Origin of the sequence: Citrobacter sp. Cpo065 (assembly GCF_030332805.1) — a bacterium.
In the GTDB taxonomy this organism is placed as follows: domain Bacteria; phylum Pseudomonadota; class Gammaproteobacteria; order Enterobacterales; family Enterobacteriaceae; genus Citrobacter; species Citrobacter portucalensis.
Genome location: NZ_JAOWHC010000019.1, coordinates 222,029 through 236,488 on the forward strand (window position 1 = coordinate 222,029; position 14,460 = coordinate 236,488).

The window sequence follows — 14,460 nt, forward strand, 5'->3', positions numbered from 1 at the left end:
TTGCTTACCCGGCCTACAACGGCCTTCTACTCTTTTCCCCTGGGGGTTACCGTGTTTCTCGCACAAGAAATTATTCGTAAAAAACGTGATGGTCATGCGCTGAGCGATGAAGAAATTCGTTTCTTTATCAATGGTATTCGCGACAACACCATCTCTGAAGGGCAAATCGCCGCCCTGGCGATGACCATTTTCTTCCACGATATGACAATGCCTGAGCGAGTTTCGCTGACCATGGCAATGCGTGATTCAGGAACCGTGCTGGACTGGAAAAGCCTGCAGCTGAACGGCCCGATTGTGGATAAACACTCTACCGGCGGTGTGGGTGACGTAACGTCACTGATGTTAGGCCCGATGGTCGCAGCGTGCGGCGGCTATATTCCGATGATCTCCGGGCGTGGCCTGGGGCATACCGGCGGTACGCTCGATAAACTGGAAGCGATTCCTGGATTTGACATCTTCCCGGACGACGCGCGCTTCCGTGAAATTATTAAAGACGTGGGTGTGGCGATTATTGGGCAAACCAGCTCGCTCGCACCGGCGGATAAACGTTTTTATGCCACCCGCGATATTACCGCGACGGTGGATTCCATCCCGCTGATTACCGGTTCCATTCTGGCGAAAAAACTGGCGGAAGGGCTGGATGCGCTAGTGATGGATGTGAAAGTGGGCAGCGGCGCCTTTATGCCGACCTACGAGCTTTCTGAAGCTCTTGCTGAAGCGATTGTCGGTGTGGCAAACGGTGCGGGTGTACGTACCACTGCGCTGTTAACCGATATGAACCAGGTGCTGGCCTCCAGCGCAGGTAACGCGGTCGAAGTTCGCGAAGCGGTGCAGTTCCTGACCGGTGAATACCGCAATCCACGTCTGTTAGACGTCACCATGGCGCTGTGCGTGGAAATGCTGATCTCCGGTAATCTGGCGAAAGATGACGCCGAAGCCCGTGCGAAATTGCAGACCGTGCTGGACAACGGTAAAGCGGCAGAGATTTTTGGTCGCATGGTTGCGGCGCAAAAAGGCCCGACCGATTTCGTCGAAAATTATGCGAAGTATCTGCCGACGGCAATGCTCAGCAAAGCGGTATATGCTGATACCGAAGGCTTTGTCAGCGCGATGGATACCCGCGCGCTGGGGATGGCGGTCGTTTCCATGGGCGGCGGTCGTCGTCAGGCTTCGGACACCATTGATTACAGCGTTGGCTTTAGCGATATGGCGCGTCTGGGCGACAGCGTAGACGGACAACGCCCGCTGGCGGTGATCCACGCGAAAGACGAAGCCAGCTGGCAGGAAGCGGCGAAAGCGGTCAAAGCGGCAATTAGCCTTGACGATAAAGCGCCAGAAATTACACCGACAGTCTATCGTCGTATTACCGAATAACTGTATACTGATCTGATCGCTTTTTTGCGGCGCAGATGTATGGAGAACAAGATGAAACGTGCATTTATTATGGTGCTGGACTCCTTTGGTATTGGTGCGACTGAAGATGCGGATCGCTTTGGCGACGTAGGTTCAGACACTATGGGACACATTGCAGAAGCCTGTGCGAAAGGTGAGGCTGACAATGGTCGCAAAGGTCCACTGAATCTGCCTAACCTGACCCGTCTGGGCCTGGTGAAAGCTCACGAAGGTTCTACCGGTAAAATTGCTGCTGGTATGGACGGTAACGCGGAAGTGATTGGTGCCTACGCATGGGCGCATGAACTTTCTTCCGGGAAAGACACGCCGTCTGGCCACTGGGAAATCGCGGGTGTCCCGGTTCTGTTTGATTGGGGTTATTTCTCCGATCATGAAAACAGCTTCCCGCAGGAACTGCTGGATAAACTGGTAAAACGTGCCAACCTGCCAGGCTACCTCGGCAACTGCCACTCTTCCGGTACCGTGATCCTGGATCAGCTGGGTGAAGAGCATATGAAAACCGGCAAGCCGATTTTCTATACCTCCGCTGACTCCGTGTTCCAGATTGCCTGCCACGAAGAGACGTTTGGCCTGGATAAACTCTACGAGCTGTGCGAAATCGCACGTGAAGAGCTGACCGAAGGTGGTTACAACATCGGTCGTGTTATCGCACGTCCGTTTATCGGTGATAAAGCCGGTAACTTCCAGCGTACCGGTAACCGTCACGACCTGGCCGTTGAGCCGCCAGCACCGACCGTGCTGCAGAAACTGGTCGACGAAAAAGACGGTCACGTGGTTTCCGTCGGTAAAATCGCGGATATCTACGCTAACTGCGGCATCACCAAAAAAGTGAAAGCCACCGGTCTGGACGCGCTGTTCGACGCCACCATCAAAGAGATGAAAGAAGCAGGTGATAAGACCATCGTCTTCACCAACTTCGTTGATTTCGACTCTTCCTGGGGACATCGTCGCGATATCGCCGGTTATGCTGCGGGCCTGGAACTGTTCGACCGCCGTCTGCCTGAGCTGATGGAGCTGGTGGGTGAAGATGACATTCTGATCCTGACCGCTGACCACGGCTGCGACCCAAGCTGGACCGGCACTGACCACACCCGTGAACACATCCCGGTACTGGTCTACGGCCCGAAAGTGAAACCAGGTTCTTTAGGTCACCGTGAAACCTTCGCGGATATCGGTCAGACGCTGGCGAGCTACTTTGGTACGTCACCGATGGACTACGGTAAAAACATGCTGTAATACCCGTTGTCTTTCGCGCTGTAGATGCGTTGACTTCATTCGCTCACCCCGGTCACATAGTAAATCTATGCTCCCGGGGATTCATGAATTCGTCGCCCTCCTATAACGCGAAATCCTTAGGGTATTTCACTGTTTTGCATACGTTTTGTAGGCCTGATAAGGCGTAGCCTCCATCAGGCAATAACAACGAAATAAGGACAAAAAATGGCAACTCCACATATTAATGCAGAAATGGGTGATTTCGCTGACGTCGTATTGATGCCGGGCGACCCGCTGCGTGCAAAGCATATTGCTGAAACTTTCCTCGAAGATGTTCGTGAAGTGAACAACGTTCGCGGCATGTTAGGTTTCACCGGTACTTACAAAGGCCGTAAGATCTCCGTTATGGGTCACGGTATGGGTATCCCGTCCTGCTCCATCTACACCAAAGAGCTGATCACCGATTTCGGCGTGAAGAAAATCATTCGCGTAGGCTCCTGCGGCGCTGTGCGTATGGACGTTAAACTGCGTGACGTGGTTATCGGTATGGGTGCTTGCACCGACTCCAAAGTTAACCGTATCCGTTTTAAAGATCATGACTTCGCTGCTATCGCTGACTTTGACATGGTGCGTAACGCGGTTGATGCGGCAAAAGCACTGGGTGTAGACGCGCGCGTGGGCAACCTGTTCTCTGCTGACCTGTTCTACTCTCCGGACGGTGAAATGTTCGACGTGATGGAAAAATACGGCGTGCTGGGCGTGGAAATGGAAGCGGCGGGCATCTACGGTGTTGCTGCGGAATTTGGTGCAAAAGCGCTGACCATCTGCACCGTTTCCGACCATATCCGTACTCACGAGCAGACCACTGCCGCTGAACGTCAGACGACCTTCAACGACATGATCAAAATCGCGCTGGAATCCGTTCTGCTGGGCGATAAAGAGTAAGGGTTGTTATGGCCCGGTGGCGCTGCGCTGGCCGGGCCTATGGGAATGCCGCTATTAATGCCTGATGGCGCTTCGCTTATCAGGCGTGCAGGAGCGGTCTTGTAGGCCGGATAAGGCGCAGCCGCCATCCGGCAATTCGCCACTAATCGCTTAACGCACGGCCTTCGCCACCCACGCCGCCAGTTCACGCAGCTCGTTTTCCTGATCCGGATATTCCGTAACCAGCGCTTCGCAAGTCTGCTGTAAAACATCGGCGCGATACTGGCAGCCCTGTAGCCGCTCCGCCAGCGCTTCTAACGGCGCGGGATTGAGACTGTCGGTAAACACCTGTGTGCGCGTGATATGACCTTTTTCGACGTCGAAATGCAGCTCAACGCCACCCCAGGTGAAACGCTCGTCCAGCAGATGCGAGAAAGCAGGTGCCTGACCAAAATTCCATTCCCAACTGCTCTGGCGGGCAAAGGTTTCGGCAAAATTTGGCAGATCCGGCGTTTTATCTGGTGAGATCACTTCCGCTTCAACGCGTTCGCCATAATGAGCAAAAAAGGCTTCCGTGATGGCCTGAAAGACCTGTTCATGGGTGATGCCCGGTAACAGCTCCGTCAAATTCGCCACCCGTGAGCGGACAGAGGTGATCCCCTTTGCCGCGAGTTTCTTTTTGTCGGGATTGAGATAATTTGCCAGGCGGCTGAGATCGGCATTTAGCAGCAGCGTGCCGTGGTGGAAGCCGCGATCTTTCGTTTCCCGATAAGCAGAGCCTGAAACCTTGCGATCGCCGTCTGGCGTTTTCACAACCAGATCGTTACGCCCGGAGGCGTCCGCCGTCGCTCCCAGAGAATTCAATGCGTTGAGGACAATCGCGGTGGAAATGGTTTTGTCGTACTCCGGTTTACCGGCCATAAAGGTAAAGCAGGTATTACCTAAGTCATGGAACACCGCGCCGCCGCCGCTGCTACGGCGGGCGAGCCGCACGTTGTCTTCCTCCATACGGCGGGTATTACACTCTTTCCACGGGTTTTGCGCCCGGCCAATCACCACCGTATCGGCGTTACACCACAAGAACAGGACGCGCTGCGTGGCGGGCATCTGGCGAAAAATGCACTCTTCGACCGCGAGGTTAAACCACGGATCATAAGAGTCTGAGATAAGCAGGCGTAGTGTAGTCATGGTTGATTTCCCTTCTGTTTTACAGTTTTTACTGCTTTTACTCTTTTTTCTCGTTGTCTTCTTCCTGCACCGGTTTGTTGGCGGTCAACAGGAAAGGGGATTGCTGCCAGCGGGTACGCTTGCCTTGCAATAAGGTACGGGTGAGCACGACGCCAATCGCCAGCGCCAGCAGCAGCATCAGGCGTAAGATATTGGTGGTGTTATCTACCTGCTTCGCCTCGGTGGCGAGGGTGTGGGTATCCAGCGTCAGACGCAAATAGCCCAGCGGACCATTTTTCCCCTGAACGGGTTCGACAATCTGCTGGTTAAAATAACCCCCGGCTTTTTTGCCGTCGAGCGCCAGTCGGTCACGAACGTTGACGCTCTCGCCGGTGCGCGTAATCAGGTCTCCCTGTTCATCGTATACGCCAGCGTCCAGAATACGGCTACTTTCCGTCAACTGTGTGAGTACCGCTTTGATGCGTTTTTCATCCGGCGTTTCGGTACGCATTAGCGGAGCAACATTTAGCGCCACCTGGCGGGCCAGCGTACGGGCCAGCTCTTCGAGCTGCGGATTACGCTGCTGCTGGTGACTTTGACTAAACCAGGATGCGCCCTGCATCAGGGCGACGAGCAGCGCAAGACAGAACAATACAATCACTGCACGATGAAGTCGGAATTTCAGTTTTGCGCGAGCCATATTCCACCTGCTGAAAATTTGAGACTTAATGTTGCCAGAAGCGCTGGTTACAGGGTAGCCTCATGCGTTATTTTCCCCTGATGATTCCGACCCGAACGATTTTACAGGAGCTTTAATGCCTAACATAACCTGGTGCGATCTACCTGAAGATGTTTCTCTGTGGCCAGGTCTGCCTCTCTCTTTAAGTGGCGATGAAGTCATGCCGCTGGACTACCACGCGGGCCGCAGTGGCTGGCTGCTGTACGGTCGTGGGCTGGATAAACAACGTTTAACGCAATACCAGAGCAAACTGGGTGCAGCGATGGTGATTGTTGCTGCCTGGTGCGTCGAGGATTATCAGGTGATTCGCCTGGCGGGTTCGTTAACGCCGCGCGCGGCAAAACTGGCGCATGATGCCAAACTGGATGTTGCCCCGTTAGGCAAAATTCCGCATCTGCGCACACCGGGTTTACTGGTGATGGACATGGACTCAACGGCAATCCAGATCGAATGCATTGATGAAATTGCTAAACTGGCTGGAACCGGTGAGATGGTTGCGGAAGTCACGGAACGCGCAATGCGCGGCGAACTGGACTTTACCGCCAGCCTGCGTAGTCGCGTGGCGACGCTGAAGGGCGCTGATGCCAATATTCTGCACCAGGTGCGCGAAACGCTACCGCTGATGCCAGGCCTGACACAGCTGGTGTTAAAACTGGAAACGCTCGGCTGGAAAGTGGCTATTGCCTCTGGCGGCTTTACCTTCTTTGCCGATTACCTGCGTAATAAACTGCGTCTGACGGCGGCTGTAGCAAACGAGCTGGAGATCATGGACGGTAAATTTACCGGCAACGTGATCGGCGATATCGTCGATGCCCAGTACAAAGCCAATACCCTGACCCGCCTGGCACAAGAATATGAGATCCCGATGGCGCAGACGGTGGCGATCGGCGACGGTGCTAACGATCTGCCGATGATCAAAACGGCTGGGCTGGGTATTGCGTATCATGCTAAACCGAAAGTGAATGAAAAGACGGAGATTACTATCCGCCACGCTGACCTGATGGGCGTGTTCTGCATTCTCTCCGGCAGCATGAACCAGAAATGATTAAATTGCCCGATGGCAAGGTGTCCGTAGGCCGGATAAGCGCCTGCGCCATCCGGCAAAAGCGTTAACGAAAGAGGTAAAACGTGGCCAAAGCTCCAAAACGCGCCTTTGTTTGTAATGAATGCGGGGCCGATTACCCGCGCTGGCAGGGGCAATGCAGCGCCTGTCAGGCCTGGAATACCATTACCGAGGTGCGCCTTGCCGCATCGCCAACGGTGGCGCGTAACGAGCGGCTCAGTGGCTATGCCGGGAATGCGGGCGTGGCAAAAGTGCAGAAGCTGTCTGACATCAGCCTTGAAGAACTGCCGCGTTTTTCCACTGGATTTAAAGAATTTGACCGCGTACTGGGCGGCGGTGTGGTACCCGGCAGCGCTATTCTGATTGGCGGTAACCCCGGCGCGGGGAAATCAACGCTGCTGCTGCAAACGCTGTGCAAGCTCGCTGAGCAGATGAAAACTCTGTACGTCACCGGTGAAGAGTCACTGCAGCAAGTGGCGATGCGCGCGCACCGGCTTGGCTTGCCGACCGCGAATCTGAATATGCTGTCGGAAACCAGTATCGAACAAATTTGCCTGATTGCCGAAGAAGAACAGCCGAAGCTGATGGTGATCGACTCCATTCAGGTAATGCACATGGCGGATATCCAGTCTTCGCCGGGCAGTGTGGCGCAGGTGCGCGAAACGGCGGCTTACCTGACGCGTTTTGCCAAAACGCGCGGCGTGGCGATTGTCATGGTCGGCCACGTCACCAAAGACGGCTCGCTGGCCGGGCCGAAGGTGCTGGAGCACTGTATTGACTGTTCGGTACTGCTCGACGGTGACGCCGATTCTCGTTTCCGTACTCTGCGTAGCCATAAAAACCGTTTTGGTGCGGTGAATGAGCTGGGCGTCTTTGCCATGACCGAACAGGGCCTGCGTGAAGTCAGCAACCCTTCCGCTATCTTCTTAAGCCGTGGCGATGAGGTCACCTCCGGCAGTTCGGTGATGGTGGTCTGGGAAGGTACGCGCCCGCTGCTGGTAGAGATTCAGGCGCTGGTCGATCACTCAATGATGGCGAACCCGCGTCGCGTGGCGGTCGGTCTGGAACAGAACCGTCTGGCGATTCTGCTGGCGGTGCTGCATCGTCACGGTGGCTTGCAGATGGCGGATCAGGACGTGTTTGTTAACGTAGTCGGCGGCGTAAAAGTCACCGAAACCAGCGCCGACCTGGCGTTGCTGCTGGCAATGGTCTCCAGCCTGCGTGACAGACCGCTGCCACAGGATTTAGTGGTCTTTGGCGAAGTGGGGTTGGCGGGCGAAATCCGTCCGGTACCCAGCGGGCAGGAGCGTATTTCGGAAGCGGCGAAGCACGGCTTTCGCCGGGCGATTGTCCCTGCCGCTAACGTACCGAAAAAAGTACCGGAAGGCATGCAGGTCTTTGGCGTTAAGAAGCTTGCGGATGCGTTAAGCGTGTTTGACGACCTATAATCAAATACCCGTACATACTGATTTTGTAGGCCTGATAAGCGAAGCGCCATCAGGCAGTGTTACGCGATTTTTCCAGCAGGAGGCTCTTGTGTCATTTGAATATCTGAAAACCGCCATAAAGCAAAAGGGCTGTACCCTGCAACAGGTGGCGGATGCCAGTGGCATGACCAAGGGATACCTAAGCCAACTGCTGAATGCCAAAATCAAAAGCCCCAGCGCGCAGAAGCTGGAGGCGTTGCACCGCTTTCTCGGTCTGGAGTTTCCGCGCCAGCAGAAAAATATCGGTGTGGTATTCGGCAAGTTTTATCCGCTGCACACCGGCCATATCTATCTTATCCAGCGCGCCTGTAGTCAGGTCGATGAACTGCATATCATCATGGGTTATGACGACACGCGCGATCGCAGCCTGTTTGAAGACAGTGCCATGTCGCAACAGCCTACGGTGCCCGATCGTTTACGCTGGCTGTTGCAAACCTTTAAGTATCAGAAAAATATCCGTATTCATGCCTTCAACGAAGAAGGCATGGAGCCGTATCCGCACGGCTGGGACGTGTGGAGCAACGGGATCAAAACGTTTATGCAGGAGAAAGGGATCCAGCCAAACTGGATCTACACCTCTGAAGAATCAGATGCCCCGCAGTATCTCGAACATTTGGGGATCGAAACCGTGCTGGTGGATCCTAAGCGGACGTTCATGAGCATCAGCGGCGGGCAAATCCGTGAAAACCCGTTTCGCTACTGGGAGTACATTCCGACCGAAGTGAAGCCGTTTTTCGTGCGCACCGTGGCGATCCTCGGCGGGGAGTCGAGCGGTAAATCGACGCTGGTGAACAAGCTCGCCAATATTTTTAATACCACCAGTGCGTGGGAATACGGGCGTGATTATGTCTTCTCCCATTTGGGCGGCGATGAGATGGCGTTGCAGTATTCTGACTACGATAAAATCGCCTTAGGACAAGCGCAATACATTGACTTTGCTGTTAAGTACGCAAATAAAGTGGCGTTCATCGACACCGATTTCGTAACCACTCAGGCCTTCTGTAAAAAGTATGAAGGGCGTGAACATCCGTTTGTGCAAGCGCTTATTGATGAGTATCGCTTCGACCTGGTGATTCTGTTGGAAAACAACACCCCGTGGGTGGCGGATGGCTTACGCAGCCTTGGAAGCTCAGTTGACAGAAAAGCGTTTCAGACGCTGCTGGTCGAGATGCTGCAGGAAAACAATATCAATTTCGTGCACGTTCAGGAGCCTGACTACGACGGCCGCTTCCTGCGCTGCGTGGAGCTGGTGAAAGAGTTGATGGGCGAGCAGCGTTAGGTTTTAATGCCGGATGCGCTGCGCTTATCCGGCCTACAAGTCGCACTAACCTCATAGACAGGATGGCGCTGCGCTTATCCGGCCTACAAGTCGCACTAACCTCATAGACAGGATGGCGCTGCGCTTATCCGACCTACAAGTCGCACTAACCTCGTAGGCCGGATAAGGCGTAACGCCGCCATCCGGCACTTAACGCTAATTACTTAGAAATACGCTTGTACTTAATACGTTTCGGCTCCAGCGCATCGGCGCCCAGCGTACGTTTCTTGTACTCTTCGTATTCGGTAAAGTTACCTTCGAAGAACTCAACCTTACCTTCATCCTGGTAATCCAGAATGTGGGTGGCGATACGGTCGAGGAACCAACGGTCGTGCGAGATAACCATCGCGCAGCCCGGGAATTCCAGTAGGGCGTTTTCCAGCGCGCGCAGGGTTTCGATATCCAGGTCGTTGGTTGGTTCATCGAGCAGCAGCATGTTGCCGCCAACCTGCAGCAGCTTCGCCAGGTGCAGACGACCACGCTCACCACCGGACAGCTCGCCGACGCGTTTGCCCTGATCCACACCTTTGAAGTTGAAGCGGCCCACGTAGGCACGGCTTGGCATCTCGGTGTTGCCGATTCGCATGATATCCAGCCCGCCGGAAACTTCTTCCCACACGGTTTTGCTGTTGTCCATGGCGTCACGGAACTGGTCAACGGAGGCCAGTTTGACGGTTTCACCCAGCGTGATGGTGCCGCTGTCAGGCTGTTCCTGACCGGACATCATACGGAACAGGGTAGATTTACCCGCGCCGTTCGGACCGATGATGCCGACAATTGCGCCTTTCGGTACGGAGAAACTTAGATCGTCGATCAAAACGCGATCGCCGTAGGATTTACGCAGATTGGTGACTTCAACGACTTTATCGCCCAGACGTGCTCCAGGTGGAATAAACAGTTCGTTGGTTTCGTTACGTTTCTGGTATTCGGTGTTGTTCAGCTCTTCAAAGCGTGCCAGACGGGCTTTGCCCTTAGACTGACGACCTTTAGCGCCCTGACGCACCCACTCCAGCTCTTTCTCAATGGATTTACGGCGAGCCGCTTCCTGAGAGGCTTCCTGGGCCAGACGCTGATCTTTCTGCTCCAGCCAGGAAGAGTAGTTACCTTCCCACGGAATACCTTCACCACGGTCCAGCTCCAGGATCCAGCCCGCAACGTTGTCGAGGAAGTAACGGTCGTGGGTAATCGCCACTACGGTGCCTTCGAAATCGTGCAGGAAGCGTTCCAGCCACGCGACGGATTCCGCATCCAGGTGGTTGGTCGGTTCGTCGAGCAGCAGCATGTCTGGTTTTTCCAGCAGCAGGCGGCACAGCGCAACGCGGCGGCGTTCACCACCGGAGAGATTCTCAATTTTAGCGTCCCAGTCCGGCAGACGCAGGGCGTCAGCGGCACGCTCAAGCTGCACGTTCAGGTTATGGCCGTCGTGCGCCTGGATAATTTCTTCAAACTTGCCCTGTTGTGCGGCCAGTTTATCGAAGTCGGCGTCCGGCTCGGCGTACTTGGCGTAAACTTCATCCAGACCTTTCAGTGCACTAACCACTTCGGCAACCGCTTCTTCAACGGATTCACGAACGGTATGTTCTGGGTTCAGTTTTGGTTCCTGCGGCAGGTAACCGATTTTAATGCCTGGCTGTGGGCGAGCTTCACCTTCGATATCGGTATCAATACCGGCCATGATGCGCAGCAGGGTAGATTTACCCGCACCGTTCAGACCGAGAACACCGATTTTGGCGCCAGGGAAGAAGCTCAGTGAGATGTTTTTAAGAATATGACGTTTCGGCGGAACGACTTTGCCGACACGATGCATGGTATAAACGAATTGGGCCACGTTGGACTCGCCTCTATGTTTATCCCGTCATACTTCAAGCCGCAGATGCGTTGGCTGTGTCGTTCACCCCAGTCACGTACTTTTGTACGCTCAGGGGATTCACTTCCTCGCCGCCTTGCTGCAACTTGAATTATTTAGGGCTAATTATTGGTAAATAGTTATCAAAGGCGAAGTGTAGCCTTTTTCATTGCCCAATCCCAGCCAGCAGATCCCACTCGCAACAAAAGTAAAAAAGTGTCCGTGACGTGGCGCATTCTGCAATGTCTGGTTAGCATGAATTAATTAAGCGGCATGATGCTGCACAGACGTAACATGAGAAGAGGAAGAGCTTGTGGACAAAGCCAATCAATTTACCTGGCGCCTGCTGGCAGCCAGCGTATGTCTGCTGACGGTAAGTCAGGTGGCGCGAGCCGACTCCCTGGATGAGCAGCGCAATCGTTATGCGCAAATCAAGCAAGCCTGGGACAACCGACAGATGGATGTCGTAGAGCAGATGATGCCCGGCCTGAAGAACTATCCTCTGTACCCGTATCTGGAATATCGTCAGATCACTGACGATCTGATGAATCAGCCCACCATTACCGTTACCAATTTTGTGCGTGCCAATCCGACACTGCCCCCTGCGCGTACGCTGCAATCGCGTTTCGTGAATGAACTGGCGCGCCGCGAAGACTGGCGCGGACTGCTGGCGTTCAGCCCGGAAAAACCGGGTACCACGGAAGCGCAATGTAACTATTACTTCGCGAAATGGAGTACCGGGCAAACCGAAGAAGCCTGGCAGGGCGCGAAAGAACTGTGGTTGACCGGGAAAAGTCAGCCGAACGCCTGTGACAAATTATTTGGCGTATGGCGCGCCTCAGGCACTCAGGATCCGCTGGCGTATCTGGAGCGTATTCGTCTGGCGATGAAAGCCGGGAATACCGGTCTGGTGACGGCGCTGGCCGGACAGATGCCCGCACAATACCAAACCATTGCCTCTGCGATCATCTCGCTGGCCAACGATCCGAATTCGGTGATGACTTTTGCTCGCACCACTGGTGCCACGGATTTCACCCGACAGATGGCGGCGGTCGCCTTTGCCAGCGTGGCGCGTCAGGATGTGGAAAACGCCCGCCTGATGATCCCGTCCCTGGTACAGGCGCAACAGCTTAATGACGAGCAAACCCAGGAGCTACGCGATATTGTTGCCTGGCGTCTGATGGGCAATGACGTCACCGACGAGCAGGCCAAATGGCGTGATGATGCGATTATGCGCTCCAATTCCACCTCGCTTGTGGAGCGTCGCGTGCGCATGGCGCTGGGAACCGGCGATCGTCGTGGCCTGAATACGTGGCTGGCGCGTCTGCCAATGGAAGCAAAAGAAAAAGACGAGTGGCGCTACTGGCAGGCTGATCTGCTGCTGGAGCGCGGACGTGATGCGGAAGCCAAAGAGATCCTACACCAGCTCATGCAGCAGCGTGGTTTCTATCCGATGGTGGCGGCACAGCGGCTGGGCGAAGAGTACGAGCTGAAAGTGGATAAAGCGCCAGCGAACGTTGATTCTGCGCTGACTCAGGGGCCAGAAATGGCACGTGTACGCGAGCTAATGTACTGGAACATGGATAATACCGCGCGCAGTGAATGGGCGAATCTGGTTACCAGCCGTACCAAGTCCGAGCAGGCTCAGTTGGCGCGTTACGCGTTCAACAATCACTGGTGGGATCTGAGCGTTCAGGCGACGATCGCCGGTAAGCTGTGGGATCATCTGGAAGAGCGCTTCCCATTGGCCTATAAAGATCTGTTTACCCGTTACACCAGCGGCAAGGATATTCAGCCAAGTTATGCGATGGCGATAGCGCGTCAGGAAAGCGCCTGGAACCCGAAAGTGAAATCACCGGTCGGCGCCAGCGGGCTGATGCAGATTATGCCGGGCACGGCGACGCATACGGTGAAAATGTTCTCGATTCCAGGTTACAGCAGTCCGAGCCAGCTACTGGATCCTGATACCAACATCAACATTGGTACCAGCTATTTGCAGTACGTATATCAGCAATTCGGCAATAACCGCATCTTTGCGTCGGCAGCCTATAACGCCGGTCCGGGACGCGTTCGCACCTGGCTTGGCAATAGCGCTGGCCGCATTGATGCTGTGGCGTTTGTCGAAAGTATTCCATTCTCAGAGACGCGTGGTTACGTGAAGAATGTGCTGGCTTATGATGCGTACTATCGCTATTTCCTCGGCGATAAACCGGAGTTGATGAGCGACGCAGAATGGCAACGTCGTTACTGATCGTGTCGATTGTGTTATGCTATCGTACTCGTTAAAGAGTACAAAAGGGGGAAGCAAGCACGCTTCCCCCGCAACGATGGCGATATCTTATGACTCAGCAATCACCCTATTCAGCAGAGATGGCAGAACAACGTCACCAGGAGTGGTTACGTTTTGTCGATCTGCTTAAACACGCCTACGAACAAGATTTACACCTGCCGCTGCTCAATTTGATGTTAACGCCGGATGAGCGTGAAGCGTTGGGCACGCGTGTGCGTATCATTGAAGAGCTGCTGCGCGGCGAGATGAGCCAGCGTGAGCTTAAAAACGAGCTCGGGGCGGGGATTGCCACTATTACGCGGGGGTCGAACAGCCTCAAATCCGCACCGGTGGATTTGCGTCAGTGGCTGGAGCAGGTGTTGCTGAAAAGTGTCTGATTTTCTCGTAGGCCGGATAAGGCGAAGCCGCCATCCGGCAATGGTGCGCGCTGCTTGCCTGATGGCGCTACGCTTATCAGGCCTACAAATTACAATGACTCATCGTATATCGCGTTATGAAACGGGCTGAGCGCCAGAATCACCGCCTGGTGATAGACGCTTGAGCGCGTCAGCTTGCCCGCGGTAAAAACGCCGATTGCGCCTTCTTTACGGCCAATTTCATCAATACCCGTATAGTCCGACATCACCGGGCCGAGCGCTTCACCTTTACGGACTCTGTCGAGAATGACAGTCGGCAATGGCAGCGTTGCTGAACGGGCTTCACCGCGCTGAATGCCGTTATCAATCACCACCCAACTGAAGGTGGCATCGTCGTCAATTCCTGCTTCAATGGCGACCCAGAAATCAGCCTGCGGGTGCAGGCGGCGAGCGTTATCAACGCGATTTCGTGCGCCAGTGCGCGTTTCCTGGTTTCCGAAAGGTTGTTCCGGCACGCCACTCTCGACGGCGACGGGTTCAATATGGCAGGATCCTTCCCCGAAAATCTCTTCAAATGCCCGCAGAATTGCCTGAATTTTGGCAGGATTGGTGGTCGCAGAGATAACCTTGTGCATAATTAAG

Annotated in this window: 12 protein-coding genes; 8 read left to right on the plus strand and 4 right to left on the minus strand. The window is 54.6% G+C overall.

Annotated elements, in window-relative coordinates; translation table 11 throughout:
- Positions 1-51: 51 nt before the first annotated feature.
- The 3 genes from deoA (at position 52) to deoD (ending at position 3,573) form a co-directional block, all read left to right on the plus strand.
- Entirely contained in the window at positions 52-1,374 is a 1,323-nt protein-coding gene (deoA, locus tag OGY68_RS01760) for a thymidine phosphorylase (protein ID WP_003845626.1), read from the plus strand.
- Positions 1,375-1,425: 51 nt separating this feature from the next.
- Positions 1,426-2,649: a phosphopentomutase gene (deoB, locus tag OGY68_RS01765; RefSeq protein ID WP_003019037.1), complete on the plus strand. Its 1,224-nt coding sequence runs from the start codon at positions 1,426-1,428 to the stop codon at positions 2,647-2,649.
- Positions 2,650-2,853: 204 nt separating this feature from the next.
- Entirely contained in the window at positions 2,854-3,573 is a 720-nt protein-coding gene (gene deoD / locus OGY68_RS01770) for a purine-nucleoside phosphorylase (RefSeq protein ID WP_000224864.1), read from the plus strand.
- A gap of 150 nt (positions 3,574-3,723) precedes the next feature.
- Here the strand turns inward: deoD and lplA are convergent, their stop codons facing one another.
- Together lplA and OGY68_RS01780 are read right to left on the minus strand one after the other, a co-directional pair.
- The gene (gene lplA / locus OGY68_RS01775) at positions 3,724-4,740 is read right to left on the minus strand and encodes a lipoate--protein ligase (RefSeq protein ID WP_057067012.1); all 1,017 of its coding nucleotides are present in this window, start codon (positions 4,738-4,740) and stop codon (positions 3,724-3,726) included.
- Between the two features lie 37 nt (positions 4,741-4,777).
- Positions 4,778-5,419 (minus strand): YtjB family periplasmic protein, encoded by a 642-nt coding sequence (locus OGY68_RS01780; RefSeq protein ID WP_057067010.1) that lies wholly within the window; start codon positions 5,417-5,419, stop codon positions 4,778-4,780.
- 115 nt (positions 5,420-5,534) lie between these two features.
- Here OGY68_RS01780 and serB point away from each other — a divergent pair, with 115 nt between their 5' ends.
- The 3 genes from serB (at position 5,535) to nadR (ending at position 9,287) form a co-directional block, all read left to right on the plus strand.
- Entirely contained in the window at positions 5,535-6,503 is a 969-nt protein-coding gene (serB, locus tag OGY68_RS01785) for a phosphoserine phosphatase (RefSeq protein ID WP_003829946.1), read from the plus strand.
- Between the two features lie 83 nt (positions 6,504-6,586).
- Positions 6,587-7,969 (plus strand): DNA repair protein RadA, encoded by a 1,383-nt coding sequence (radA, locus tag OGY68_RS01790; protein ID WP_003829944.1) that lies wholly within the window; start codon positions 6,587-6,589, stop codon positions 7,967-7,969.
- Between the two features lie 88 nt (positions 7,970-8,057).
- A complete protein-coding gene (nadR, locus tag OGY68_RS01795; RefSeq protein ID WP_003829942.1) occupies positions 8,058-9,287 on the plus strand; it encodes a multifunctional transcriptional regulator/nicotinamide-nucleotide adenylyltransferase/ribosylnicotinamide kinase NadR in 1,230 nt (409 codons plus the stop codon).
- A 199-nt stretch (positions 9,288-9,486) separates the two neighbouring features.
- Here the strand turns inward: nadR and ettA are convergent, their stop codons facing one another.
- Complete coding sequence (gene ettA / locus OGY68_RS01800; RefSeq protein WP_003829940.1) at positions 9,487-11,154, minus strand: energy-dependent translational throttle protein EttA; 1,668 nt, start codon at positions 11,152-11,154, stop codon at positions 9,487-9,489.
- 331 nt (positions 11,155-11,485) lie between these two features.
- Between ettA and sltY the strand changes: the two genes are divergently transcribed.
- Together sltY and trpR are read left to right on the plus strand one after the other, a co-directional pair.
- The gene (gene sltY, locus OGY68_RS01805) at positions 11,486-13,423 is read left to right on the plus strand and encodes a murein transglycosylase (protein ID WP_057067007.1); all 1,938 of its coding nucleotides are present in this window, start codon (positions 11,486-11,488) and stop codon (positions 13,421-13,423) included.
- A gap of 89 nt (positions 13,424-13,512) precedes the next feature.
- Positions 13,513-13,839 carry a trp operon repressor gene (gene trpR / locus OGY68_RS01810; RefSeq protein WP_032934222.1) on the plus strand — a complete coding sequence of 109 codons (327 nt, stop codon included), beginning with the start codon at positions 13,513-13,515 and terminating at the stop codon, positions 13,837-13,839.
- 89 nt (positions 13,840-13,928) lie between these two features.
- On the opposite strand, the gene yjjX is transcribed toward trpR, so the two are convergent.
- Positions 13,929-14,453: an inosine/xanthosine triphosphatase gene (gene yjjX, locus OGY68_RS01815; RefSeq protein WP_057067005.1), complete on the minus strand. Its 525-nt coding sequence runs from the start codon at positions 14,451-14,453 to the stop codon at positions 13,929-13,931.
- Between the last annotated feature and the right edge of the window lie 7 nt (positions 14,454-14,460).